This window comes from Liquorilactobacillus vini DSM 20605 (assembly GCF_000255495.1).
Classification (GTDB): Bacteria; Bacillota; Bacilli; order Lactobacillales; family Lactobacillaceae; genus Liquorilactobacillus; species Liquorilactobacillus vini.
Window position 1 is genome coordinate 1 of record NZ_AHYZ01000061.1, and the last position, 23,692, is coordinate 23,692.

Consider the following 23,692-nt stretch of genomic DNA (forward strand, 5'->3'; position numbering starts at 1 on the left):
CAACTTTAGGTCCAATAAATGTAATCCCTGCATCTTGACATTTTTGGGCAAACTGTTCATTTTCCGCTAAAAATCCGTATCCAGGATGAATGGCATCCGCACTGGTTTTTTTTGCAATTCGAATAATATCATCCATATCCAGATAAGCCTCAATTGGTCGTTTACCTGCACCAACTAAATAGGCTTCGTCAGCTTTAAAACGATGAACAGATAATTCATCTTCCTTAGCAAAAATTGCCACAGTTTTAAGTTTTAATTCATGACAAGCCCTGATTATTCGAACAGCAATTTCACCACGGTTAGCGATCAATACCTTTTTCACTGAAATCCCACCTTCATTTTTATTTCTTATTAAACTTCACTTGTCGCTGATGGATTGAGATGTTCATTACAATCCCTAAAGCTAAAGAAAGGACCAACATACTTGAACCACCATATGAAACAAACGGAAAGGTAACTCCAGTAATTGGCAAAAGGCCAGTTACTGCTCCCAAATTAAAGAACGTTTCTACCGCAAAAAAAGTTCCTATTCCATAACAAATTAAGGCGGAATAAGTATTCTTTGCCCTGATTCCAATTAAAAACATCCGCAAGGTCAGCCAACAGATTAACGCTAAAATACAAGCAACTCCAATTGCACCTAGTTCTTCACTGGTTACTGCCAAAATAAAATCTGTATATGGTTCCGGCAAATATCCGCGTTTCTGAATGCTATTTCCTAATCCTAAACCAAACAAACCACCGTTGCTAATTGCATAATAAGAATTGATTAATTGCTGCCCACTGTCACTAGCAACTTTGAAAGGATTATAAAAAGCAGTTAAGCGGCTATACATATAAGTATATTTCGTCCCAGCAACCGGATTCCATTTGCGTAACACAACCAATAAGATAATAATCGTCCCTGCCCAAACAGCAAGCCAGCTGAAAGCTTGTTTCACTGATTTCAAAGCTGCCGTGTTGGCTAGAATCATTAAGGAGACAATTGTTAAATTAATTGCAAATCCACCAAGATCCGGCTCAATCAAAATCATTATCAATAAAATCGCCACTAACAGCCACGGTTTCCAATTTCGATAACCACCAATTTTATTATCCAATGAAAAATATTCTCGTCGCGCCAATATTTGTGCTACAAAAAGAACCAGATATAATTTACACAACTCAGCTGGCTGTAAACTAAATAATTTAAAATTAATCCAACCATTGGCACCATTTACAGCTTTAGTCATAAATTTGGCATAGGCTAATAATCCAGCAATAATCCAAAATCCCCCAATAATAAATTTTTTGGAGGTAAAATTTGCTAGTTTTAAAAGCATGGTTAAACTAAAACAAATCAAGCCCAAGAAAACATAGATTAGCTGCCGTTCTAAGTAAAAGTTTGTCGTCATTCCGGCATATGATAGATTAATTGAGCTAGCAGAGTAGACCATAACGGTTCCCACTAAACATAAAATAATATATGGAATGAATAAATAGAAGTCAAAATAACGCAACTTAATTTTAATTTTTTTAATCACAACTAACCACTAGTCATCCTCTCCAGCAGTTACATAAATATCCGACAACACTTGTTCAAGTTCCGTAACCATTTGTTTTCCCTCTTGTGAGGAAATCAAGCCACATTTTTCGGCTAATCTAACTTCACAAGAGAAACCATAAATTTGTGTATCAGCGACTTCTTCAAAAGCTGGGCATTTTGACATACAGAGAAAATTGCGCTGTTTACTTAAAATTGACTTGATTTGATCAGCATCTGTTGCAAGTATTGTCAGCATTTCACTTTTAGTAACAGATTCTCGCAATTGCTTCAGCCCCTTTCTAAACTAGAGCAATTATATCATACAAACCAAGTTGATAAAATCAAACTAAACGTTCTTTCAAACTTACCCTCCTTTTCAAATTATTATTATGATGCTAAAATTCGTATTTTTCAACAAAAAAAATTAATTTTTTCTAATAATACATTTTTTTACGAACATTATGATGTTAGAAAGTCATTTAATAACCAATAAAGCTTTTTTAAAGACCAATTTAGCAAAAAATGTTTTTAAATATTCTTTAAAAAAGCATCAAAAAAGTTCTCATGCCGACCTTTCGATCAAAGACATCAGAACTTTTCTCATCTATTGTTAATTTTTTAAATGTCAAGCTTAGCTTTAGTGATGTTCCAACTAATTGTCAGCTTTTTTCGCAGCAATTTTCTTTTGCTTTGCTGCTTTTTCCCGCAGATTCGTTGGCAAAATTTGCTTACGCAAGCGAATACTTTCTGGCGTAATTTCTAGCAATTCATCTTCATTTAAAAACTCCAAAGATTCCTCAAGTGTAAAATGTGTTGGTTTACGAATCATCGCTGTTTGATCCTTATTAGAAGAACGAACATTGGTCAGGTTTTTACCCTTTGTTACATTAACGGAGATATCTCGTTCTCGCGAACTTTCACCAACGATCATTCCTTCATAAACTTCTGTACCCGGATCAACAAAAATACGACCACGATCTTCAACTCCCATAATTGCGTAAGTAGTTGCCTTACCTTGATTAATTGAAACCAATGCACCAGTTCGACGACCAGGTTCCCAGTTTCTAATAACGGGCTTATATTCAGCAAAGGTATGGTTAAAGATTCCATAGCCCTTAGTCATTGACATAAACTCAGAATCAAATCCAATTAAACCACGAGTTGGAGCTGAAAATTCCAACTGTGTCTGCTTATTCTTATCTGTCTTCATGTTAATCATTTGTGCTTTACGTTGCGACAAAGCATCAATAACTGAACCAGAATACTCATCAGGCGTATCAATTATGACATTTTCAAATGGCTCACATAGTTTACCTTCAACTTCTCGATAAATAACTTGTGGTCGTGAAACTGCTAGTTCAAAACCTTCACGACGTAACATTTCGATTAAAATCGAAAGATGCAATTCGCCACGACCAGAAACGATCCATTCATCTGGCGAATCTGTATCTTCAACTCTTAATGAAACGTCCGTGTGTAATTGAACTTTTAATCGATCCTCCAATTTACGTGCAGTAACAAATTCGCCTTCGCGGCCGACAAATGGAGAATCATTAGTCTTAAAGGTCATCTGCAGAGTTGGTGGATCGATTCGCAATAACGGCAAAGCATCTGGATGATCAACTGGGCAAACCGTTTCACCGACAAAAATATCTTCCATTCCGGAAACAGCAATCAAGTCTCCTGCCTTAGCCTTTTGAATCTCTAAACGTTTTAAGCCAAAAAAACCAAATAATTTAGTGACCCGAAAATTCTTTTGCGAACCATCGAGTTTCATAACTGTCACCTGATCACCGACTTTAATCTGGCCACGAAATACTCGACCAATTCCCACTCGTCCAACAAATTCATTGTAATCTAACATTGCAACTTGAAACTGCAACGGTTCTTCAGAGTTATCTATTGGAGCTGGAATCGTTTTTAAGATGGTATCAAAAATTGGATCCATCGTATGCTTTTGAGTGGTTGGGTCAGACTCATATGAAGATGTGCCATTAACAGCGGAGGTGTAAACTACTGGGAATTCAAGTTGTGAGTCATCAGCGCCTAATTCAATAAATAAATCGAGTACTTCATCAACAACTTCTTCCGGTCGTGCACCTTCACGGTCAATTTTATTAATGACAACAATTGGAGTTAAATGTTGTTCCAAAGCCTTTTTCAAAACAAAACGCGTTTGTGGCATCGTCCCCTCAAATGCATCGACAACTAGCAGGACTCCGTCAACCATCTTCATAATTCGTTCAACTTCACCACCAAAGTCGGCATGACCTGGTGTATCCAAAATATTGATCTGCTTTCCATGGTATTTAACAGCTGTATTTTTAGAAAGGATCGTAATCCCACGTTCCTTTTCAATTGCATTCGAATCCATCGCCCGATCACCAATATTTGTATGTTCATCAAGTGTATCAGACTGTTTTAATAATTCATTAACCAATGTTGTCTTTCCATGATCAACATGAGCAATTATCGCAACATTCCGGATATCATCACGTGTTTTCAAAATTTTTTCTTCCTTTCAAAATAATAGGTTTCACTGCTCAAAAAAACTTATTTTCATTTTATCAAAAATCTTTGAAAATTCAGCTTTTTGTTTTCATTTCTTAGCATAAAAAAACTGTGACTTTTCTGTCACAGCTCGCAACTAACAATGAGACTGTGCCATCATTATTATGTCTTTCTGAGCATTTTTTGACGCTACTAACACATCTATTGATGATAACACATTTACTTCTCGACCGTCAATCGTTTTCACAACTAATCCTAAAGTTTCTGCTAAAATTTTCCCGGCTGCCAGATCCCAAGGATGTAAATGACTCAGATAACCTATTAACTGTCCATTTAAAACATGAATAATTTCAATTCCTGCGCTGCCGTAAATTCTGATTCCATGACTTGCAAGCGCAATTTTTTGCAAATTATATTTATTATTGATCAACATTACACCACCTACTCCAAGTAACCCATCTACTAAAGGAACGTCAGGTGGAGATTTCATTTTTTGATAATTGCAGTAAACTCCCTGATCAGGACCACCATGGTAAAGCCGATCAGCCATAACATCATAAATAAACCCACGTTGACCTTTTCCTCCCCGAAAAATTCCAATCATAATTGCAAAATCATTCTTTTGTTTCACAAAATTCATGGTCCCATCGATTGGGTCGATAATCCACAACAAACCTTCTTCTTCAATTTCATTGATCGTTGGTCTTGTCTCCTCGCTCACAATTTGCGAACCCGGAAAACATTCTTGGATTTTTCTAACTAAGAACTGTTCAATTTTTCGATCCAATCCTGTTACTAGATCATTCCGGCTAGTTTTAGTTTCAATTTCGATTTTTTGGGAGAAGCTTTCTAAAATCATTTTTCTGGCAGTCATTAACCACTGCGGTACTAATGAATCAATTTTGTCAGCTTGAAATTCCATCCGACTCACCTCTTAACATAATGCAAATATTTTCCTTGACTTTCTTGAACAAATTTAACGGCCCGATAAAGACTCTCGCCACTTTGAGCTAAATAACGTCGATCTAATTGTTTTTGCAATGATTTTTGCGGTACAATTTTTAGAAATTGTTGATATTTTTTTAAAAAGTCACTGCGTTCGATCTTTCTCTCATACAACTGATCAACTGCCTGATAAAATTTTATAACGTCAATAATTTCTGGAACTGTCCATTCATTCATCAACGGATAACTAATAGTTTCTTCTTTTTTCATTATTTTCACCACTTGTTAAATGATTAACAATCTAATTATACACAATTTTCCGCTAAGTTAATTAAAAACTCACTGCAAATATTTAAAAAAAACTGAATTTTAGTCTATAATTAAAGCTGATGAATTTAATTAGGAGGGTCATACTATTGATAACAATGAAAAATATTATTCGTGAAGGCAATCCTACTTTGCGAGCAAGAGCCAAAACACTAGCTTTCCCTTTGACTGATAAACAAAGAGAGCTTGGAAAAAAGCTCATGGAATTTCTTGAAAACAGTCAGGATCCCAAACTAGCCAAAAAATATCAGTTACGAGCTGGCGTCGGACTAGCTGCACCGCAAGTTGATCAGTCAATCCGGATGACTGCTGTTTTAGTTCCTGATGAAAATAACCAACCAATTTTTAAACATATTTTGATAAACCCGACCATTATTAGTGAGTCAGTTAGAATGGCAGCTTTGGCAGAAGGTGAGGGTTGTCTTTCAGTCGATCGTGATGTACCTGGCTACGTACCACGCCATCAAAAAATCACCTTACGTTGGTACGATTTAGATGGTCAACGGCATCTTGATAAATTACGAAATTATCCAGCTATTGTCTGCCAGCATGAAATCGATCATTTAAATGGTGTTTTATTCTTTGATCATATAAATCAAAAAGATCCTTTCTATCAAGACGATAATTTAGTCTTAATTGGTTAATGATCTTTTTCCGCTCGACGAACATCAATCAAATAATTGGCAGTTGCTTGATTAGTCACATATGCTACATCAATATTTAATTGATTATTTTCTAACCAACAATCCGACACGATCAATGCCTGTTGATAATATTTAGTTGTCAGCTGTCGCTGTTGTTCATAATTCTTTAACAAGCTGTTCAATTCAGCACGAATTTTTTTAATAGTTACAGCACTTTTAGCCGTTAAAGTAAAACAATAAGAAAAGACATTGACCTCTTGGCCCCAAAAACTGGCAACTGGCTGTGACATTGAAAAAACTTTTTGTGGAAAAAGCTCGGAATTTTCAACTTTAATTAGTGACATTTGGTGTAAACAGTTAACGACTGCTAGGTCGGTAACTGTTTTATTTTTTTTCAATTTTTTTCTTTTGATCTTCGTTTGAAAAAATGAAGCAAAAACAGCACTATTAAAACTAATATGACGATCCATAAAAATTGCATATGCTCACTCTTCCCTTCCACTTTGATTATAGCATTGACTTTTCCAGATTACTAAGTCTTTCCATCTTCGCGCACAAAGGTTATATATATACTTATCCAAATAACTATGCTAAAATAATGTTAATTATTGTGAAAAACAATCCATGTTCGGAATATACTGCATTGTAGCAGTTAAAAATTTATGAAGGAGTTTTTTTAATGGTTTTTAAAGTTTTCTATCAACCTAGTAAGGATGTCAGTCCACGGCGAGAAAGTACTTTATCCTTATATCTCGAAGCTGAGTCTGAAGCTCAAGCTCGACTGCTCGTCGAAGAACAGACAGATTATAATATCGAATATCTTGAAGGACTTAGCCCCAAAGCCCTCGAATATGAGAAGCAAAGTCCTAACTTTAAACTCACGGAGTTTACTAAATGAAACGCCTGAATGTCAAAAACAATGAAACAGCTGTTTTTGCCATTGGTGGATTAGGAGAAATTGGTAAAAACACGTATGGGGTCCAATTTCAGGATGAATTAATTTTAATTGATGCTGGCATCAAGTTCCCTGAAGATGATCTTTTAGGAATTGATTATGTAATCCCTGACTATCAATATTTAGTTGCAAATAAGTCAAAGTTAAAAGCTTTGGTAATTACACATGGGCATGAAGATCATATTGGAGGCATCCCCTATTTACTCAAGCAAGTCAATGTTCCGATTTATGCTGGTCCCTTAGCTCTAGCATTGATCAAAAGCAAACTAGAAGAACATGGATTGTTGCGAACTACTGAATTGCATGAAATAAATGAGGATACAGTTTTGCATTTTCGTAAAACTAGTGTTTCCTTCTTTCGGACTACCCATTCAATCCCAGATACACTCGGTGTTGCAGTAAAAACACCCAGCGGAACGATTGTTGCAACTGGTGACTATAAATTCGATTTAACACCAGTCACTCATCAGCCTCCTAATTTACAACGAATGGCAAAATTAGGCAGCGATGGCGTCCTCTGTTTGCTTTCTGATAGCACAAATGCAGAAATTCCCAACTTTACTAAATCAGAACGCTGGGTAGGAAATTCGATTCGGCGAATTTTTGAGAAAGTTGAGGGTCGAATAATTTTTGCAACTTTTGCTTCAAATATCTCCCGGATTCAACAGGCGGCGGAAGTTGCTGTTGCTAAAGGTCGGAAAATTGCCGTTTTTGGGCGCAGTATGGAAGCTGCCATTGTTAATGGCCGAGAGTTAGGTTATCTTGATATCCCAGATGATGCCTTAGTTGATACACACGAAATTAATAATTTACCAGCTAATCAGGTAATGATTCTCTGTACTGGGTCTCAAGGGGAACCAATGGCTGCACTGAGCCGAATCGCTAATGGCACTCATCGCCAAGTTAGCATTCAACCTGGTGATACCGTCATTTTTTCTAGTTTGCCAATTCCTGGTAACACGATTAGTGTCAATCATGTAATTAATGAATTAGAAGAAGCCGGTGCTCAGGTCATTCATGGAAAAGTTAATAACATTCATGCTTCTGGACATGGTGGTCAAGAAGAGCAAAAGTTAATGTTACGCTTAATTAAGCCCAAGTACTTTGTTCCCGTTCATGGCGAATATCGAATGCTCAAGATTCACACTGAATTGGCTGAAAAATGCGATGTTCCTAAAGACCGTTCATTTATTATGAATAATGGTGATGTTCTTGCATTAACTGCTAATTCTGCACGTTTAGCTGGGCATTTCAGTGCTGGCGATGTTTATGTAGATGGTTCGGGAATCGGTGATATTGGAAATGTAGTTCTTCATGATCGCAAAATTCTGGCAGAAGAAGGATTAGTTGTTGTAGTTGCGACAATTGATCTGAAACGTCAGGAAATCTTAGCTGGACCTGATTTGTTATCTAGAGGATTTATTTATATGCGTGAATCAGAAGAATTGATCGATAGCGGGAAAAAGCGCGTTTTTCGAACTTTAAGGAGAGCTTTAGCTAAAAAAGGTGCTAATGAAAACTCATTGCGTGAAGCGGTAATCAATGATCTTAAATCATTCCTCTTTGAAAAAACTGAACGTCATCCAATGATTTTACCAATGCTGGTCATTGTTTGATTGACAAGTTAATAAGAACCAGATGACAATTTTTCTTGTTGAAACATTTTGACAGTTTTAACTTGAAAGATTGTTTTTTATTTAACAATTATTCTCAAACAATCTTAATGTTTTTCACCTTGTAATTAAACTGTAATATTTAGTATAATAATTAAGTATGGTCATTAAGGAGGAAGAAAGTTGAAAGAATTTGTGATTTTACTTGAAATATCAGCCAGTACGAATGAAGTTCAAGCTATCTGGCAAGCTATTCATCCCCTTTTTGAAGAACAAGCAACTAATTTAAAAGTTATCGAGGTCTCTCTTAATAATCAACAAAGTTTCAAAAGTTTATCAAATTTTAAAGCAACCACTCCGCTTATTACGATTGGATCTTCACAACTTTTAATTGAAATTATTTCGTATTTAAAATCACAGTCAAAATCATGTCCTGTCTGCTTTATTCCAACTAAGAGCACCAAAAGCTTAGCAAAATCAATTGGCTTGTCATTACAGCCACTAACGGCAACTAAGCAAATTCTAAGTGCGATTCAACCTGTTTATGTTGAGCTGGCAAAAATTGAGGAAATGAATCATCAAAGATGCTGGCTTTTCAGTCAAAATATGTCACTTGGTTTTAATGCTTACGCTGAAAATGTTAGTCAAAGCAGTCAGTTAAATAATTTTTCGATTAGTCGAATTGCCCAGTGGTATGGACATTTTACCGCCATTGTTGATCAAGAACCTTTTAATGTCACGCTAAGGCTTGATCGCAAATATTACTTTTTTCATCATACTTCTGCCGTTCAGGTTGACAATCAAGCAAGGGTCTCTGATCAGCCATTAGATTTAAAAAAACTGTCTCTCAGAATTGAAATTTTGACCAACTTAAATCTCTTTAGCTTGTTGCTATTTAAATTGGCCAAACTAGTTGGTTTTGAACAGAAACTACCATATGTTCATATTTTCAAGGGTAATTCTTTTCAACTAACGACTGATTCATTAGAATTTGGCGAAATTGACGGTCAACAATTAAAAAACCAGTTTTACGATCTTCTGGCGCGCAGTTTTCAGTACCCATTTTGGTTTGACCCAGATAGTCTTTCTTGGCAGGAAAGTAAGTAGTTTTTTAAACAATCATCATAAATTAAAACAGCCGCGAAATGATCAGTAAATTCAGTCAATTGATTGAGTACTGATCATTTCACGGCTGTTTTTTAATTTTTGTGTTTAAAATCAATTGGTTTAAGTCCATTCATCCCAATTAAAGGATCAATTTCCTCATTAGCAATCAATTGACTTGTCAAAATGTATTTAGTTGTTTCTTCATTAATGCTTGTCTGCCCATGATTGATGCTAGACTGCGATAAACTTATTGACTGCTGACTTTGTTTTACTCTTAATGCTTGACTTAACCGCTCTAATAAACTCGTTTTTCGATTAACTGAGACATGATCAACTGCAGTTTGAAAAGCTTCTTTTTGACCCAATAAAATCAACATTTTTTTAGCCCGCGTAATAGCAGTATACAGCAAATTACGGTTTAACATGCGATGAAACATGTTAACTAGCGGCAAGATAACTAATTTGAACTCACTGCCCTGAGCTTTATGGATTGAAACACAATAAGCCAGTTTAATCTTAGTTAAATCCTTTCTTAAATAAGTCACTTCGTTACCATCAAAATCAATAATTACCTGGTCTGGTTTTTGTGGATTATCTTGAGCCAAATTAATACCGACGATTTGACCGATGTCCCCATTAAACACATTATTTTCCGGACTATTAACTAAATGCAAAACTTTATCACCAATCCGAAAACTTTGTTGATTAGCTACAAGCTCTTTAGTCTTTGTCCCTTTAGGATTAACTAAATTCTGCAAAATCACATTTAAATGATCAATTCCTGCTTGTCCACGATACATGGGGGCCAAAACTTGAACATCATTTAAATTAAGTTTTTTCTTTTGTGCATACAATATGATCTGACTAATTGCCGACTCAACCTGATGTTCTGAACAGGCAATAAATGACCGATCAAACTGATTCTTCGTAAAATCAGCTGGTAAAATTCCTTTTTTGATTGCATGTGCCAAAGAAATAATTGTCGAAGATTGTTTCTGACGATAAATTTTTTCTAACCGAATCTGCGGCAATTTTTCACAGGCCAACAAATCGGCAAAAACTTGCCCTGGTCCGACCGAGGGCAGCTGATCTTGATCGCCAACGAGGATCAGTTGCATACTAGTTGGAACAGCCGCCAGTAGTCGTTCAAATAAACTGGTATCAACCATCGACATCTCATCAACGATTAACAGCTGACTTGCTAAAGTCAAATTCTCATTGGCTTGATAATTATCCTGGCCGTCAGAACCATTCAAACCCAACAAACGATGAATCGTAACTGCTGGCAAGCCGGTTGTTTCACTCATCTTTTTGGCGGCTCGACCAGTTGGGGCTGCTAAAACAATTGGAAATTCATCAGTTTGATAATCATTAGCATCCAGTGATAAATCATGGACGGCCGCAAATAAAGCAACAATTCCATTAATGATCGTTGTTTTGCCAGTCCCTGGTCCACCAGTTATCAGCAATAATCGATTTTTTAAAGCCGTTTTAATTGCCTGCAGCTGCTCAGCACCATAAGTAATTTTTAATTGCAAAGCTATTTCAGTTAATAATTTATCAATTGCTTGAACTTTTTTCTCTGGCAACTTAACTGGTCGCTGGAGCAACGTTTTAATTTGTTCCGCAATTTTCCATTCAGCTTCATAATAATGCCGCAAATAAATGCGTCGTTTTTCAACAACAATTTTTCCATCAGCAGCTAAAGTAACTAGCTGATCAGCAACTTGCTTTTCACTTAAAGTTACACGTCGACTTCTTAATAGCAAGTCCATTGCCTGTTGCATCACTGACGGTGCTGAAGTATAAGTATCACCAGTATTGTGGCAAAGATCATAAACACTCTGATATAAGGCAGCTTGCAAGCGCTGTGGATCATCGGCAGCAATTTGCTGCTGCTCGGCAATTCGATCCGCACGTTTGAAGCCAATTCCATTGATTTCAAATGCTAAGCGATATGGTTGGTGATGTAAGACCGCTAATGTTTCTTTTTGAAAATGCTCGTAAATCCTAGCTGTTAATTGACTGCCAAAGCCAAAGCGGTTAAGTTCAATTACTGCTTGCTGCTGATCGCCAGTATTAGTTAAATTATCGATCAATGTTTGACGCTGCTTTTTTGACAAGCCTAACTGAGATAAACTTGCTGGATCTTGCTGAAGCTTGGTAAGCGTTGCTGTTCCAAAAACTTTGACGATTCGTTCAGCCGTTTTCTGACCAATTCCCGGAAAATTCTCACCAGCTAAATAATTAACAATTTCAGTTGTTTGAGTTGGCAATTCAGTTTGGTAATTCTCAGCTTGAAATTGTTTGCCATATCGTGGATGTTCAAATAAATGCCCAAAAAAGCGATACTTTTCGCCCTCACTAAGATTAGCAAAATTGCCAGTAACCACAATTTCTTCTTCTGGCCAAGTAAAATCGGCTTCCAGCAGTTTAACTTGCAGAACTTTATAAAAATTATCGCTATTTTCAAAAAAAATAGCTTGAATTTTGCCAATCAAAATTTGTTGCTGTGAATTTTCAGTTTGAATCTGACTGTTTACCACCTGTTATTTCTCCTTGTTGTTTGGCAATCAAGACTCTTTCAATATCCGCCAAACGTTCCTGCTGCTGCGCAAATTTTGTTGGATCAGCTTTTTCAGCCCGTTTGAAAAAACGATCACCCTGTTGCTGCCAAACCATTTCAATAACTCCACGTTCAAAATTTGCTTGAAAACTGGTTGGACGATTAGCTAAAACTTGATCAAAATATTTGGCTGCTAGCTTTAAATTTCCTAAGGCCAAGAACGACTCTCCCGCCAAAAGCCAACCATCAACTTGTTGATTTTTGGTCTGTTCACTAACAGTCAAAGCAAAGGCTAGTGCCTGCTGATAATTTTCCTGGGCATAATAATTTTGAGCAATCATTAAATATGCATCATTTTTTAAATCAGCTGATTTAACTTGCTGAAAAGTAGTTAAAGATTCCTGATACAGGCCAGCAGAATAAAGAACATTTCCCAAACCATATTCAAGCAGATCCGTTGCTAAGTGCTGATGTTTAAAAAAATTGATTGCTCGCTTAAATAGCTCCTCAGCTTGCGAATATTGTTGCGACTTTGTCAACAACATTCCCAACGCATAATATTGTTGTGGGTCTTTGGGCCTTAAATCAATTGCTTTGATCAACTTTTTTATTTGGGTCGCGAGTTCTGCCTGTTGCTGTTTTCGATCAGTCTTTTCCACCAAAAACATCTCCCTCTAGACAATATCTGATTCAGTTAATTTACGTTTCAAATAATCTGTCTTATTCCAAGCTACGCAATGATAGGTTTGGCCATCCTTGGTCTCAAGAATTGTGGTACTGGTATTTGCCAAACCACCTTGTGCACGAATTTGATCTAACGAATAACCAAGCAGATGGCGAATCTCTGCACATAATGCCGCTCCATGACTGACAATGACAACATTGTCTGTTGTCTTAGGATGAGTCGCTACGATTTGTTTAATAGTTGGTGTCATCCGTTGAAACAATTCAGAAAAACTTTCACCTTCAACATTTTTTGCTTGATATTGATCAGCGTGATGGCGAAAAGCTGTTAGTTCAGTTGGATAGAGTTTCGCAACATCAGCAAATTTCATTCCTTCCATTTTTCCCAAGTCGAACTCACGCAGACCAGCAAGCGGCTGAACTGGCAAAGTTTGCGGCAACTGACGGGCAATTTCTTTAGCAGTTGTTCGGGCTCGTTTAATCGGGCTGGTATAAATAGCAGCAAAATTAAATTGTCTTAAATAACTGACCAATTGTGAAATCTCCTGATAGCTTGCTGGCAACAATGGTGAATCTCCATGCGCTCCTTGATAACGGCCCTCTAGATTCCACTGTGTCTTGCCATGCCTTACAAAAAATGTTTAGTCACAATGCTCCCTCTTTTCTCAAACACCATTAACTCTATTATGCCCAAACTAGGGCGAATTTAAAAGAGCTGAGCAGTAAAAAAACCAGTTTTATAAAAAAACTGGTTTAAACTCTTAAACATACTGTAAAACTCGTTGCTGCTGGTAAGCATGATCGATTGTTGCACTGCCAAGACATTCATCACCATCATAGAAGACAACTTCTTGCCCTGGTGTCACTGCCCGCGCTGGCTGATCAAAAATTACACTCACTTTTTTTCGGTCGGCACTTAATTTGAGCGTTACACCGCAATCTTTTTGCCGATAACGAAACTTAGCCGTACAGTGAAATTTCAATCCCCGTTGTTCAATTGGAGCAATAAAACTTACTTGACTGCCATCGAGAGTATCCGCGTATAAATGTGGGTTATGAAAGCCTTGTCCTACATATAAAGTATTTGTTTGCAAATCTTTCCCGATCACAAACCAAGGCTGACTGCTATTTGAGTTACCACCAATTCCCAAGCCACGTCGCTGACCAATCGTGTAGTTCATTAAACCATAATGCTTGCCGATCACTGCTCCATCCACCGTTTTCATTAAACCGGGCTTAGCTGGCAGAAACTCTCCCAAGAACTGACGGAAGTTTCGCTCACCAATAAAACAAACCCCAGTTGAATCCTTCTTATGTGCCGTTGCTAAGCCAGCTTGTTCAGCAATTTTTCTAACTTCTGGTTTTTGCAAATTACCAATTGGAAAAATTGCTTTTTGCAATTGTTGCTGTGATAATTGACTTAAAAAGTAAGTTTGATCCTTATTGGCATCTGCTCCACGCAGCAAATGTACCGTTCCATCAGCATCGCGACGAATTTGTGCATAATGTCCCATTGCAATGTAATCAGCATCCAACTGTAGCGCATAGTCCAAGAAAGCCTTGAATTTAATCTCTTTATTGCACATGACATCAGGATTGGGCGTCCGACCATGCCGATATTCATCCAAAAAGTATGAGAAAACTCGATCCCAATACTCCTTTTCAAAATTTATCGAGTAATACGGGATGCCAATCTGATTAGCAACTTTGGCAACATCTTCATAATCCTGAGTTGCTGTGCAAACTCCGCTGTCATCTTTATCATCCCAATTCTTCATAAAAACGCCAACTACATCATAGCCTTGCTGCTTTAAGAGATACGCAACAACTGAAGAATCAACTCCGCCACTCATGCCAACAACGACTCGTGTTTGACGATTGTCTTGCATAACACATTCACCATCACTTCATTTAGATTCTGAATCCACGATTTGAAGGTCGTGTTATTTCAGTATGTTCAATTATACCGAGCAGTCAAGCTTTTGACAAGCATGAGCAGACAAAAAAGCCAAGACAGCTTTAGCATGCTGTCTTAGCTGGTTAAATTAATTCAATCTGATTACCTGACGATCTTGTAATTCTCGCAAAGAAAACTCAAGCTGTTCAAGAACTTGCGGATCATTTTTTTTAAAAAGATTAAGCTCCCGTAAACCATTGCCATTAGTTGCTAACATTTTAAAAGTTTTCAGATCCGCACTGATGGTAACTTTCAATTTTAAACTAGCAGCGAAATCAGCCCGCGGATCAAGCGGTCGTTCTAAAACAAATTTTCCACCTTTAGATTCAACAAAACCAATATCACGCAAAGTATACTTCTTAATTTCTGGTGCCAAACTAAAAACCCGTTGATCACCCAAAAGCTTTGCCTGTTTAGCGTATCCCATTTTTCTAACCTCGCTTTAACTTTTTAATTGTCTTAGCTAAAACTTGAACTGTATAATTGATCTCAGCAACCGTATTTTCAAAGCCAAAACTAAAACGCAGTGACTCATTCAAACGTGGACTGTCTTTACCATAGATTGCCAATAAAACATGTGAAGGATCAATACTGCCAGCTGTGCAGGCCGATCCAGCCGAAGCAGCAATTCCATTCAAATCAAGATTAGTCAGTAGGGGTAATGCTGGGCAACCCTTAAACCAAAGATTTAAAACATGTGGCAATTTATCTGGTCGCTGGCCACCGTTAACTTCAAACTCGACTCCATTTTTTTGCAAACCTTCCAGTAATCTTTGTTGAAGATCAATGAATTTTTGTCGTTTTGCCTGTTTAGCAGCTGAATCAAGTAACGAAACAGCTTTAGCAAAACCAGCAATTGCCGGAACATTTTCAGTTCCTGCGCGCCGCTTAAGTTCTTGATCTCCCCCCTTGATCAGTGAAGGAAACTTGACCCGGTCTGAACGATATAAAAAGCCGAGAAACTTAGGCCCATTTAATTTATGAGCTGAGGTCGATAGCAAATCGATCCGATCGGCTTGAACATCAAAATCAAGCAAGCCATATGCTTGAACCGCATCTGTATGAAACCATGCATTCGATTCAGCAACGATTTGCCCAATTTCATGAATTGGGAAGTGGCTACCAACTTCATTATTTCCGGTCATAATTGATACTAAAATTGTATCTGGTCGGATTGCTTGTCGTAAATCATCTAACGAAATCAAGCCGTCATGATCAACTGGTAAATAGGTTACTTCAAAACCGAGGCTTTCTAAATATTTCATTGGCTTCAAAATTGCTTCATGTTCGACTGCCGTGGTAATTAGATGTTTCCCTTCATGTTGACGTGCTAAAGCAGTCTGAACCACCGCCGTATTATCACTTTCCGTTCCGCCACTGGTAAAGACAATTTGATCATCCCGTTTGGCATTGATCGACTTTGCAATAATTTGGCGACTCTCATCTAAAACTTTGCGAGCCTGCCGACCAAAAAAATGTGTACTTGACGCATTGCCAAATGTCTGCTCCATTGCTATTGTCATCGTTTTAATAACCTCAGGAGCCATTGGAGTCGTTCCCGCATTGTCTAAATAAATATGTTTCACTTTAAACCCTTCTTAATTTGCTAGAAAATTCATGATCATTTTAGCTGACCGATGACCGGCATCAATAATAAAATCATCAAAAGATTGGCTGGCCTGATCATCAGCTGTATCTGACATCGCCCGCACAATTACAAATGGTTTTTTAAATTGGTAAGCAACTTGCGCAACCGCAGCTCCCTCCATTTCACAGCTCAAAGCATCGGGAAAATTCTGTTTAATTACAGCCGTTTGCGCTTCACCAGCCACAAACTGATCGCCAGAAACGATCAAACCAATTTTAGCTTGCAAACCTGCCTGTTCAGCTGCTTGCTGTAAGCTTTTTTGCAATATTGGATCAGCAACAAATCTAGCCGGTTGCTGTGGTAATTGTCCAATTTGATAACCAAAAGCAGTAGCATCAACATCATGATAAGCTGTTTGTGATGAAATAACGATCTCACCAACTTGCAAGCCTGCTCCGATTCCGCCAGCAGAGCCAGAATTAATCACTGCATCAACTTTAAACTCAGTAATCAACAAAGCAGTAGTCATCCCTGCTTGAACTTTACCAATTCCTGAACGAGTTAATACAACTTGTTTATGAGCATAAGTTCCTTGATAAAAACTGACATCGCCAATTACGGTCTTTTGAAGATCATGTAAATTTGTTCGCAGATCTTTAATTTCTTCTTCCATTGCACATAAAATTCCGTATTTCATTAGTTGCTCCTTAAAAATTAACAAAAAACATAAAACCATAGACTAGAATGATCGCCAACACCAAATAAAAAATAACCCAATTCAGTTTGCGCGCTAACTTGTCTCTTTTAGTTTGTTGACTTTGAACTTGTTGACTTTTTTGATAAGCTGTCCGACTGAACTCGGTTTCTGACGATTGAATTTCTTCATTATTTGCCGAATCAGCAGATGCTGGCAAGTCGCTTTCCATATGCTTGCCAGCTTGCTTTTTAAAGAAATGCTTCCAGTTCAAAGGATCATCCTTTCGCTTGTAAAATCTTCCAGTACCATAAACCCATTAAAGTTTTGCCATCACAAATTCTTCCGCTAGCAACTGCTTGATCCGCTTGTTCCATCGATAATTTTTCCACCTGTAAAAATTCATCAGCATCCTGTGGCAGTTTTTTTTCAACAGGCTTCAGTCCTTGAGCTAAATAAAGTGTCATCTGTTCATCAGCAAAACCTGGAGAAGTATAAAAAAAGCAATCTTTTTCAAGCTGGTCGCTTGCAAACGAACTTCCTCATTTAATTCTCGGCGAGCCGTATATTCTGGTTGCTCACCCGCCTCAATCTTGCCAGCTGGAATTTCCAAAGAAGCCTTGCGCATTGGTTGGCGCCATTGATCAACTAGAATTATCCGTTGTGGATCTTCATCGCTGATGCAAACTAAGGCCACTGCTCCTTGATGACGAACAATTTCACGTTGAGCTTGTTGACCATTTGGCAATTCGACCGTTTCTTCAACTACATTGATGATTCGTCCCTGGTAAATTGCTTTGGTAGCTAATAATTTTTCATCAAAATTCACTATCCAACCCCCTAACAAATTTTTCGTATGCTGCTTGTTCTCCAGTTGCCTGCCAAGTTGCTTGGGAAAAATCACCCGCCAAAGCGGCAGGTTGTGCAACTGTTACTCGCGCAACAAAGGTCGCATTACCGATCAATGAAATCCAATAAGCACCATCTGTTCGCTGATGAACAATCGTTTTAACCATGCCACCTGGATTAATAACTGTCAGTCGTTGTTCCAAGTTGATATTATGCGGATACAGCATCACATAAATCAAACTAGCAGCTGACATCGCGGTTCCACAAGCATTGGTAAAGCCAACTCCTCGTTCATAAGTCCGCACAAAAATCTTATCTTTGGTCAAAACCTCCACAAAACTGACATTAACACCATCCGGAAAATACGGATTTTTGCCATCATTTAAATAACTGGCAATTTCGCCCAACTTAGGTCCAATCAGTTGTTGATGGTCAACAAAAGTAATTAAATGCGGATTAGGTACTGCTACCGCTGAGAATTTAAATCCCGGTGCTAGTTCTGGCAATGATTGATCAAGCAACTGATTCTTTTTAGGAAAATGCATTTTTAAATCTTTAGCCGCAAAACTAACCGGTGAAATTTCAGCCGAAAAAACTTTAACGCCCGGCGCGAATTCATTTTCTTTTTTTACTTCCAAATCAGCATACATCGTCTGAATCTTAAAATCCGTTTGCTGATTTTTTGAACTTAAATATCTTGCCACAGTCCGAATACCATTACCACACATACTAGCTTCACTGCCGTCCGAATTAATTACTCGCATTTTTTCAGCAGCTTGTGAAGTAAGGTCACTTTTAGTAACCAGCAAAATTCCATCGGCACCACCATGGAGGCCTTGTTTTCGGTCACAAACTTTTTGCGCCAAACTACTCAATTGTTGATCATTTAACGGAGATTCCAGATTTTTCTCATCTAAAATAAAAAAATCATTTCCGGAACCATGAACTTTCAATAATTCCATCATCGTTCCTCCATTCAAAAATCAGTAACATTTTTCCTACTATTATAACTCACCTAGCAGATTTAAGCTATCACTTGCTTAATAGACAAAAAAAGAACTCAAAAGATCAACTTTCTAGTTCCTTTTGAGTTCTTAACTAATTAACAATTTTACCTTATTCTCGTCTTCAGGTAAATCAATCATCAAAGCCTTCAGTTACAACTGCTGAAAATTCTTGTTCAACAATTGCTGCACAACGACCACATAAAGTTGGCAATTTAGGATTGCCACCAACATCGGTTCGAATCATTCGGCAACGAGGACAAACATCCCCAGCAGCATGTTCGACAACTACCGCCCGATCACGATACTTCTCAGCCTCAGCTGGTGCCCCAGCTAACGACTTAACTGTCAACGCCGAAACAATTAAGTTCTGCCGTAGATCTGTTTTTAACTGTTCAAGCCGATGACGCTCTTCATCGTTCAAGTACAGTGTAACATGTGCCTCAAATGACTTCCCAATCAATTTTTGATTGCGAGCATTTTCTAATGATTTAAAGACATCACTGCGGACCTTCATAAAGACATTCCACACCGCTAACTTCTTAGCTTCATCGTTGTAATGGTTGACTGCTGGCATTTCAGCAAGTTGTGCATAATCTTCTGGTTCTTTAAGATACTGCCAAATCTCTTCGGTTGTATGTGGCAAAACTGGTGTCAGCAACTTAGCCAACCGGACAGTAATGTCATACAAAACAGTTTGCATCGAACGTCGTTTATGACTATCCTTGCTTTCAATATAAACAACATCTTTAGCAATGTCTAAATAAAAAGCTGACAAATCAGTCGTTACGAAATTAAGCAATTTCTTATAAATATCCATGAAATCATATTTAGCATAACAATCAAGGACTTCTTTAGTAAATTGATTAACTTTGATTTCCATGTATTGATCAAGTGATTCTAATTGGTCAAAAGCAACCGCATTTTGCTTAGGATCAAAATCAGTTGTATTTGCCAACATAAAACGAATGGTATTTCTAATTTTTCGGTAAGCTTCAGAAATCTGACTAAAGCTATCCATTGAAACGCGAACATCAGCCGAAGAATCAACACTTAATACCCATAAACGAATAATTTCTGCTCCAAACTGTTTGATAACTTTTCCTGGAGCAATTACATTCCCAAGAGATTTACTCATTTTACGGCCTTGACCATCCAAGGTAAATCCTTGTGACAACACCTGTTTATATGGAGCATGGCCCGAAAAAGCAACACTAGTGATCAAGCTTGAATTGAACCAGCCACGATATTGATCAGAACCTTCTAAGTACATATCGCATGGATAAGTCAAATAATTGCGAGTCGCCAACACACCCTGATGTGAAGAACCAGAATCAAACCAAACATCCATGATATCATTCTCTTTAGTAAATTTTCCATGAGGTGAGTGTTCGCTAGTAAAGCCTTCAGGCAACAGTTCTTTAGCTTCTTTTTGGAACCAAATATTTGAACCATGTTTTTCAATTAAATCAGCAACATGGGAAACTGTTTCTTTGGTGATAATGGCCTCACCATCTTCACCGTAAAAGATCGGCAAAGGAACACCCCAAACACGTTGCCGAGAAATTACCCAATCACCACGATCAGCAATCATATTATGCAGCCGTTTTTGCCCCCAATCCGGGAAAAACTTAACCTCATCAATTGCTGCCAGAATTTCATCACGAATTTTGTCAACCGAAGCAAACCACTGTGGGGTTGCTCGAAAAATAATTGGCTTTTTAGTCCGCCAGTCAAATGGATAACTGTGTTTGATCGGCAAATATTTAAGCAACAAACCGGCTTCCTTTAATTTGTTTAAAGAAATCTCATTGGCATCGTCATAAAAAACACCAGCAAAGTCTTTGCCAGTATCCGGAGTCAGATAGCCCTTGTCGTCAACTGGAACATAAATCTCTAAACCGTACTGCTTGCCAACATTAAAGTCATCTTCACCAAAACCTGGAGCAGTATGGACTAATCCAGTTCCGGCATCTAAAGTTACGAAATCACCAAGCATCGTCAATAAGGTTTTATCAGGATAAAATGGATGCTGAGTTAAAATATATTCAAGATCTTGACCTTTAAGGGTCTTGACAACTTGATAATCCTTCCAACCAAATAACTCTGCATTTTTTTCAACCAATTCTGAGGCTAAAACAAATTTTCGCTCATCACCGGCTGGTTGCACAACTGAATAGTCGAAGTCTTTATCAACAGTAATTCCTTCAGAAGCAGGAATCGTCCATGGAGTGGTAGTCCAAACCACCATATAAGTATCCTCATCAAGAACACCTTTGCCATCAACTACTTTTTCACCGTAAAAAGCAGATGGGGAAGTTACATCATGATATTCAACCTCCGCTTCCGCTAAAGCTGACTCTGAAGACCATGACCAAAAGACTGGCTTTTTGCCTTTATAAATCAAACCACGTTCGGCCATTTTTCCAAAAACTCGAATTTCTTGAGCCTCAAATTTGGGATCAAGCGTTAAATAAGGATTATCCCATTCACCGGCAACACCTAACCGTTTAAAATCCCGACGCTGTTTATCAACTTGTTCAAGTGCATATTCACGACACTTTTCCCGGAAATCAGCAATTGATAAAGACTTGCGGTCTACCCCCGCCTTTTTTAACTGCTGTTCAATTGGCAAGCCATGTGTATCCCATCCTGGAACATAAGGTGCTCGAAAACCCATCATTGATTTTGAACGCACAATAAAGTCTTTGGAAATTTTATTTAATGCATGACCCATATGGATATTACCATTTGCATATGGAGGTCCATCATGTAAGACAAAGGTCGGTTTACCTTCATTTAATTTTTGACGTCTTTCATAAACCTTATTTTCTTCCCATTCATTTTGCCGTTCGACTTCACGAACCGGAAGATTGCCACGCATTGGAAATTTAGTTTTTCCTAAATTTAGAGTATCTTTAATTCTCATTTTGCTTCACCCTTTCTCTTCCTTGTTAAAAAACAAAATAAAAAAGACCTCACCCAAAAAGGGACGAGATCTTCGTGGTACCACCCAAATTTAAGAACAATTAAGCATTGTTCTCCTCAAATATTGAGTAACGACAATAAGCCGGTCAGCTTACTAACTTCAGCCTGACTTTTATCGCAGATGATAAACAACTCAAAGTTGAAGTTCGACTTCTCACCACCAGTCGATTCTCTGTGCTTACTTTAAGCTATTCGTGTTCTGCTACCTAATACCTAATCAATTATCACTTTCCTGCTTTGTTTCATGCGCTGTAAAATGCTGTCCCTGATCATCATCTTCCTCTTCTGGAAGAATAACCACCGTTTTTTTAGGAACTTCATCGCTATTTGACACTGATTTTACTTCTTTTGCTGCTTGTTTGTCAAGGTCTGCATCGCGTTGAATAACCTTTTGAATCGCTTCATAATCAGTAGTATCTCCTTGGCGAAGAATGTCATCCCACTCATTGCTCTTAACAATTTCCAACTGTGACTCAAGCATTACTTGTAATTTTTGACGGAAAATCCGAGCTTGTTTTTTCAAATCATCTGTTTCAAAAATTAACTTCTTAGCTTTTTGAGCTGCTTGTTCAATTATCTCATGCGATTTCTCATTCGCCTCAGAAATAATATCAGCAGCCTGCTTTTGTGCTTCACGTTTAGTAATTTCCGCATCACGTTGCGAACTTGACTTTACTTTGTCTGCTGCTTCTTGGGCAACAATGATCGATTGATTTAATGAGTCCTTTAAATCGTTAAAATACTTTAATTTTTCTTGACTTTGTTTCAACTCCTCATTTAAACGACTATTTTCCTTTAAGTTAAATTCATAATCCTTAATTATTTGATCCAAAAAATCATTAACTTCATCTTGATCATAACCACGCAATTTAACACGAAATTCCTTATTGTGAATGTCCAATGGGGTTAATGCCATGCCCCAACACCTCCATTATGTATTATTTTTTAAAATTAAAACTTCAACTCGTAAATGACCCTTTTTAGACAACTGACCGAGGCTCGCTAATTGAAATCTGCCAAATCCTCTTACTGAAATAACATCTTGGAGTTTCAAATCGAAATCTGGTTGTTCAATTAACATCCAATTTAAATGAACCTTTTTGGCTGCTAACAACTGTTTACAGCGTGCCCTTGAAAAATGACAAACACTAGCAACTAAGTTATCAATTCGCAATGAAGAAACTGAAAAAGAAGCTTTTTCCCATTCAATTTTTGACTGAAGCAACTGAGAAAATGAAATTTCTTCAAGCTGAACTTTAATTTTCCCAATCCGCTCGATTTCTTGTTTTAAAAATTCCACCATTGGCTTTTCAATAATCACTTGCCAATGAATCCCGTCTGTCAATATGTCACCAATCGCCGAACGTTTTAAGCCACTGCCAAGTAACGTCCCCAAAATTTGCCGATGCTCAAGTTGGGCAAATTTAACTGGATATTTAATTTCCATCAAAGCCAACTGAAAATCTTCCTGTTTAGGATTAAAGTATTCAGGATAAAAAAGCCCCCGCCTGCGCTCAGCTTGCTGAAACAAACCATTTGCACAAAATTTAACTTGTTTCTTTTGACCGAGCAAAGAAGCTATAATAGCTCGTTCCCGTGGATTCAAAAAATGAGTCAAAATTGGCCGATATTCAAATTCAGCTTGACTAATCAAATCACTAAGTTCAGTAATTAATGGAGCTTCATCTGATCTAAAATGCTGATAAATAGACATATTATGCACAATTAATTTGAC

24 protein-coding genes and 1 pseudogene are annotated in these 23,692 nt (G+C 37.6%); 4 read left to right on the top strand and 21 right to left on the bottom strand.

Annotation, left to right across the window (positions count from 1 at the left end; genetic code table 11):
• The 6 genes from ON15_RS03635 to ON15_RS03660 all read right to left on the bottom strand — a co-directional run.
• The coding region (locus ON15_RS03635) for a biotin carboxylase N-terminal domain-containing protein (protein ID WP_010580128.1) at positions 1-322 on the bottom strand (322 nt) is incomplete at its 3' end.
• Positions 323-341: 19 nt separating this feature from the next.
• A complete protein-coding gene (locus ON15_RS03640) occupies positions 342-1,523 on the bottom strand; it encodes an FtsW/RodA/SpoVE family cell cycle protein (protein ID WP_010580129.1) in 1,182 nt (393 codons plus the stop codon).
• Positions 1,524-1,532: 9 nt separating this feature from the next.
• Positions 1,533-1,808, bottom strand: coding sequence for a DUF1507 family protein (locus tag ON15_RS03645; RefSeq protein WP_010580130.1), 276 nt, complete (start codon positions 1,806-1,808; stop codon positions 1,533-1,535).
• A 369-nt stretch (positions 1,809-2,177) separates the two neighbouring features.
• Positions 2,178-4,031, bottom strand: coding sequence for a translational GTPase TypA (typA, locus tag ON15_RS03650; protein ID WP_010580131.1), 1,854 nt, complete (start codon positions 4,029-4,031; stop codon positions 2,178-2,180).
• A gap of 141 nt (positions 4,032-4,172) precedes the next feature.
• Complete coding sequence (locus tag ON15_RS03655) at positions 4,173-4,958, bottom strand: inositol monophosphatase family protein (RefSeq protein WP_010580132.1); 786 nt, start codon at positions 4,956-4,958, stop codon at positions 4,173-4,175.
• 5 nt (positions 4,959-4,963) lie between these two features.
• Positions 4,964-5,251, bottom strand: a complete 288-nt coding sequence (locus ON15_RS03660; protein ID WP_010580133.1) for a UPF0223 family protein — start codon at positions 5,249-5,251, stop codon at positions 4,964-4,966.
• A gap of 146 nt (positions 5,252-5,397) precedes the next feature.
• Between ON15_RS03660 and def the strand changes: the two genes are divergently transcribed.
• Positions 5,398-5,952, top strand: coding sequence for a peptide deformylase (gene def, locus ON15_RS03665; RefSeq protein ID WP_010580134.1), 555 nt, complete (start codon positions 5,398-5,400; stop codon positions 5,950-5,952).
• Here the strand turns inward: def and ON15_RS03670 are convergent.
• Complete coding sequence (locus ON15_RS03670; RefSeq protein WP_010580135.1) at positions 5,949-6,422, bottom strand: hypothetical protein; 474 nt, start codon at positions 6,420-6,422, stop codon at positions 5,949-5,951. The genes def and ON15_RS03670 overlap by 4 nt on opposite strands.
• Before the next feature lie 209 nt (positions 6,423-6,631).
• On the opposite strand from ON15_RS03670, the gene ON15_RS03675 reads away from it, so the two are divergent.
• From ON15_RS03675 to ON15_RS03685, 3 genes are all read left to right on the top strand, one after another.
• The gene (locus ON15_RS03675; protein WP_010580136.1) at positions 6,632-6,850 is read left to right on the top strand and encodes a DNA-directed RNA polymerase subunit epsilon; all 219 of its coding nucleotides are present in this window, start codon (positions 6,632-6,634) and stop codon (positions 6,848-6,850) included.
• Entirely contained in the window at positions 6,847-8,523 is a 1,677-nt protein-coding gene (rnjA, locus tag ON15_RS03680; protein WP_010580137.1) for a ribonuclease J1, read from the top strand. Before ON15_RS03675 ends, rnjA begins: the two co-directional genes overlap by 4 nt.
• Positions 8,524-8,703: 180 nt before the next feature.
• Positions 8,704-9,627: a hypothetical protein gene (locus tag ON15_RS03685; protein ID WP_010580138.1), complete on the top strand. Its 924-nt coding sequence runs from the start codon at positions 8,704-8,706 to the stop codon at positions 9,625-9,627.
• A 92-nt stretch (positions 9,628-9,719) separates the two neighbouring features.
• Here the strand turns inward: ON15_RS03685 and recD2 are convergent, their stop codons facing one another.
• The 14 genes and pseudogenes from recD2 to ON15_RS03750 all read right to left on the bottom strand — a co-directional run bounded on the left by recD2 (position 9,720) and on the right by ON15_RS03750 (position 23,671).
• A complete protein-coding gene (gene recD2, locus ON15_RS03690; protein WP_010580139.1) occupies positions 9,720-12,173 on the bottom strand; it encodes an SF1B family DNA helicase RecD2 in 2,454 nt (817 codons plus the stop codon).
• The gene (locus ON15_RS03695) at positions 12,148-12,852 is read right to left on the bottom strand and encodes a tetratricopeptide repeat protein (protein WP_010580140.1); all 705 of its coding nucleotides are present in this window, start codon (positions 12,850-12,852) and stop codon (positions 12,148-12,150) included. The genes recD2 and ON15_RS03695 overlap by 26 nt, the downstream gene beginning before the upstream one ends.
• 15 nt (positions 12,853-12,867) lie before the next feature.
• Positions 12,868-13,515, bottom strand: a pseudogene (locus tag ON15_RS03700) (histidine phosphatase family protein); the annotation flags it as partial.
• Positions 13,516-13,638: 123 nt separating this feature from the next.
• Entirely contained in the window at positions 13,639-14,766 is a 1,128-nt protein-coding gene (mnmA, locus tag ON15_RS03705; RefSeq protein ID WP_010580142.1) for a tRNA 2-thiouridine(34) synthase MnmA, read from the bottom strand.
• A gap of 156 nt (positions 14,767-14,922) precedes the next feature.
• Positions 14,923-15,261 (bottom strand): cysteine desulfurase, encoded by a 339-nt coding sequence (locus ON15_RS03710; RefSeq protein WP_010580143.1) that lies wholly within the window; start codon positions 15,259-15,261, stop codon positions 14,923-14,925.
• Between the two features lie 4 nt (positions 15,262-15,265).
• The gene (locus ON15_RS03715; protein WP_010580144.1) at positions 15,266-16,420 is read right to left on the bottom strand and encodes a cysteine desulfurase family protein; all 1,155 of its coding nucleotides are present in this window, start codon (positions 16,418-16,420) and stop codon (positions 15,266-15,268) included.
• Positions 16,421-16,432: 12 nt separating this feature from the next.
• Complete coding sequence (locus ON15_RS03720) at positions 16,433-17,119, bottom strand: 5'-methylthioadenosine/adenosylhomocysteine nucleosidase (protein ID WP_026049469.1); 687 nt, start codon at positions 17,117-17,119, stop codon at positions 16,433-16,435.
• 10 nt (positions 17,120-17,129) lie between these two features.
• A complete protein-coding gene (locus ON15_RS03725; RefSeq protein ID WP_010580146.1) occupies positions 17,130-17,390 on the bottom strand; it encodes a hypothetical protein in 261 nt (86 codons plus the stop codon).
• Between the two features lie 4 nt (positions 17,391-17,394).
• Positions 17,395-17,583: an NUDIX hydrolase gene (locus ON15_RS12185; protein ID WP_328285369.1), complete on the bottom strand. Its 189-nt coding sequence runs from the start codon at positions 17,581-17,583 to the stop codon at positions 17,395-17,397.
• Positions 17,580-17,945, bottom strand: a complete 366-nt coding sequence (locus tag ON15_RS03730; protein ID WP_328285370.1) for an NUDIX hydrolase — start codon at positions 17,943-17,945, stop codon at positions 17,580-17,582. Before ON15_RS03730 ends, ON15_RS12185 begins: the two co-directional genes overlap by 4 nt.
• On the bottom strand, positions 17,935-18,927 hold the full coding sequence (gene dapF, locus ON15_RS03735; protein WP_010580147.1) for a diaminopimelate epimerase: 993 nt from the start codon (positions 18,925-18,927) through the stop codon (positions 17,935-17,937). The genes ON15_RS03730 and dapF overlap by 11 nt, the downstream gene beginning before the upstream one ends.
• 175 nt (positions 18,928-19,102) lie before the next feature.
• Complete coding sequence (gene ileS / locus ON15_RS03740) at positions 19,103-21,898, bottom strand: isoleucine--tRNA ligase (RefSeq protein ID WP_010580148.1); 2,796 nt, start codon at positions 21,896-21,898, stop codon at positions 19,103-19,105.
• A 276-nt stretch (positions 21,899-22,174) separates the two neighbouring features.
• A complete protein-coding gene (locus tag ON15_RS03745; RefSeq protein ID WP_010580149.1) occupies positions 22,175-22,873 on the bottom strand; it encodes a DivIVA domain-containing protein in 699 nt (232 codons plus the stop codon).
• Positions 22,874-22,888: 15 nt separating this feature from the next.
• Positions 22,889-23,671: a YlmH family RNA-binding protein gene (locus ON15_RS03750; RefSeq protein WP_010580150.1), complete on the bottom strand. Its 783-nt coding sequence runs from the start codon at positions 23,669-23,671 to the stop codon at positions 22,889-22,891.
• Between the last annotated feature and the right edge of the window lie 21 nt (positions 23,672-23,692).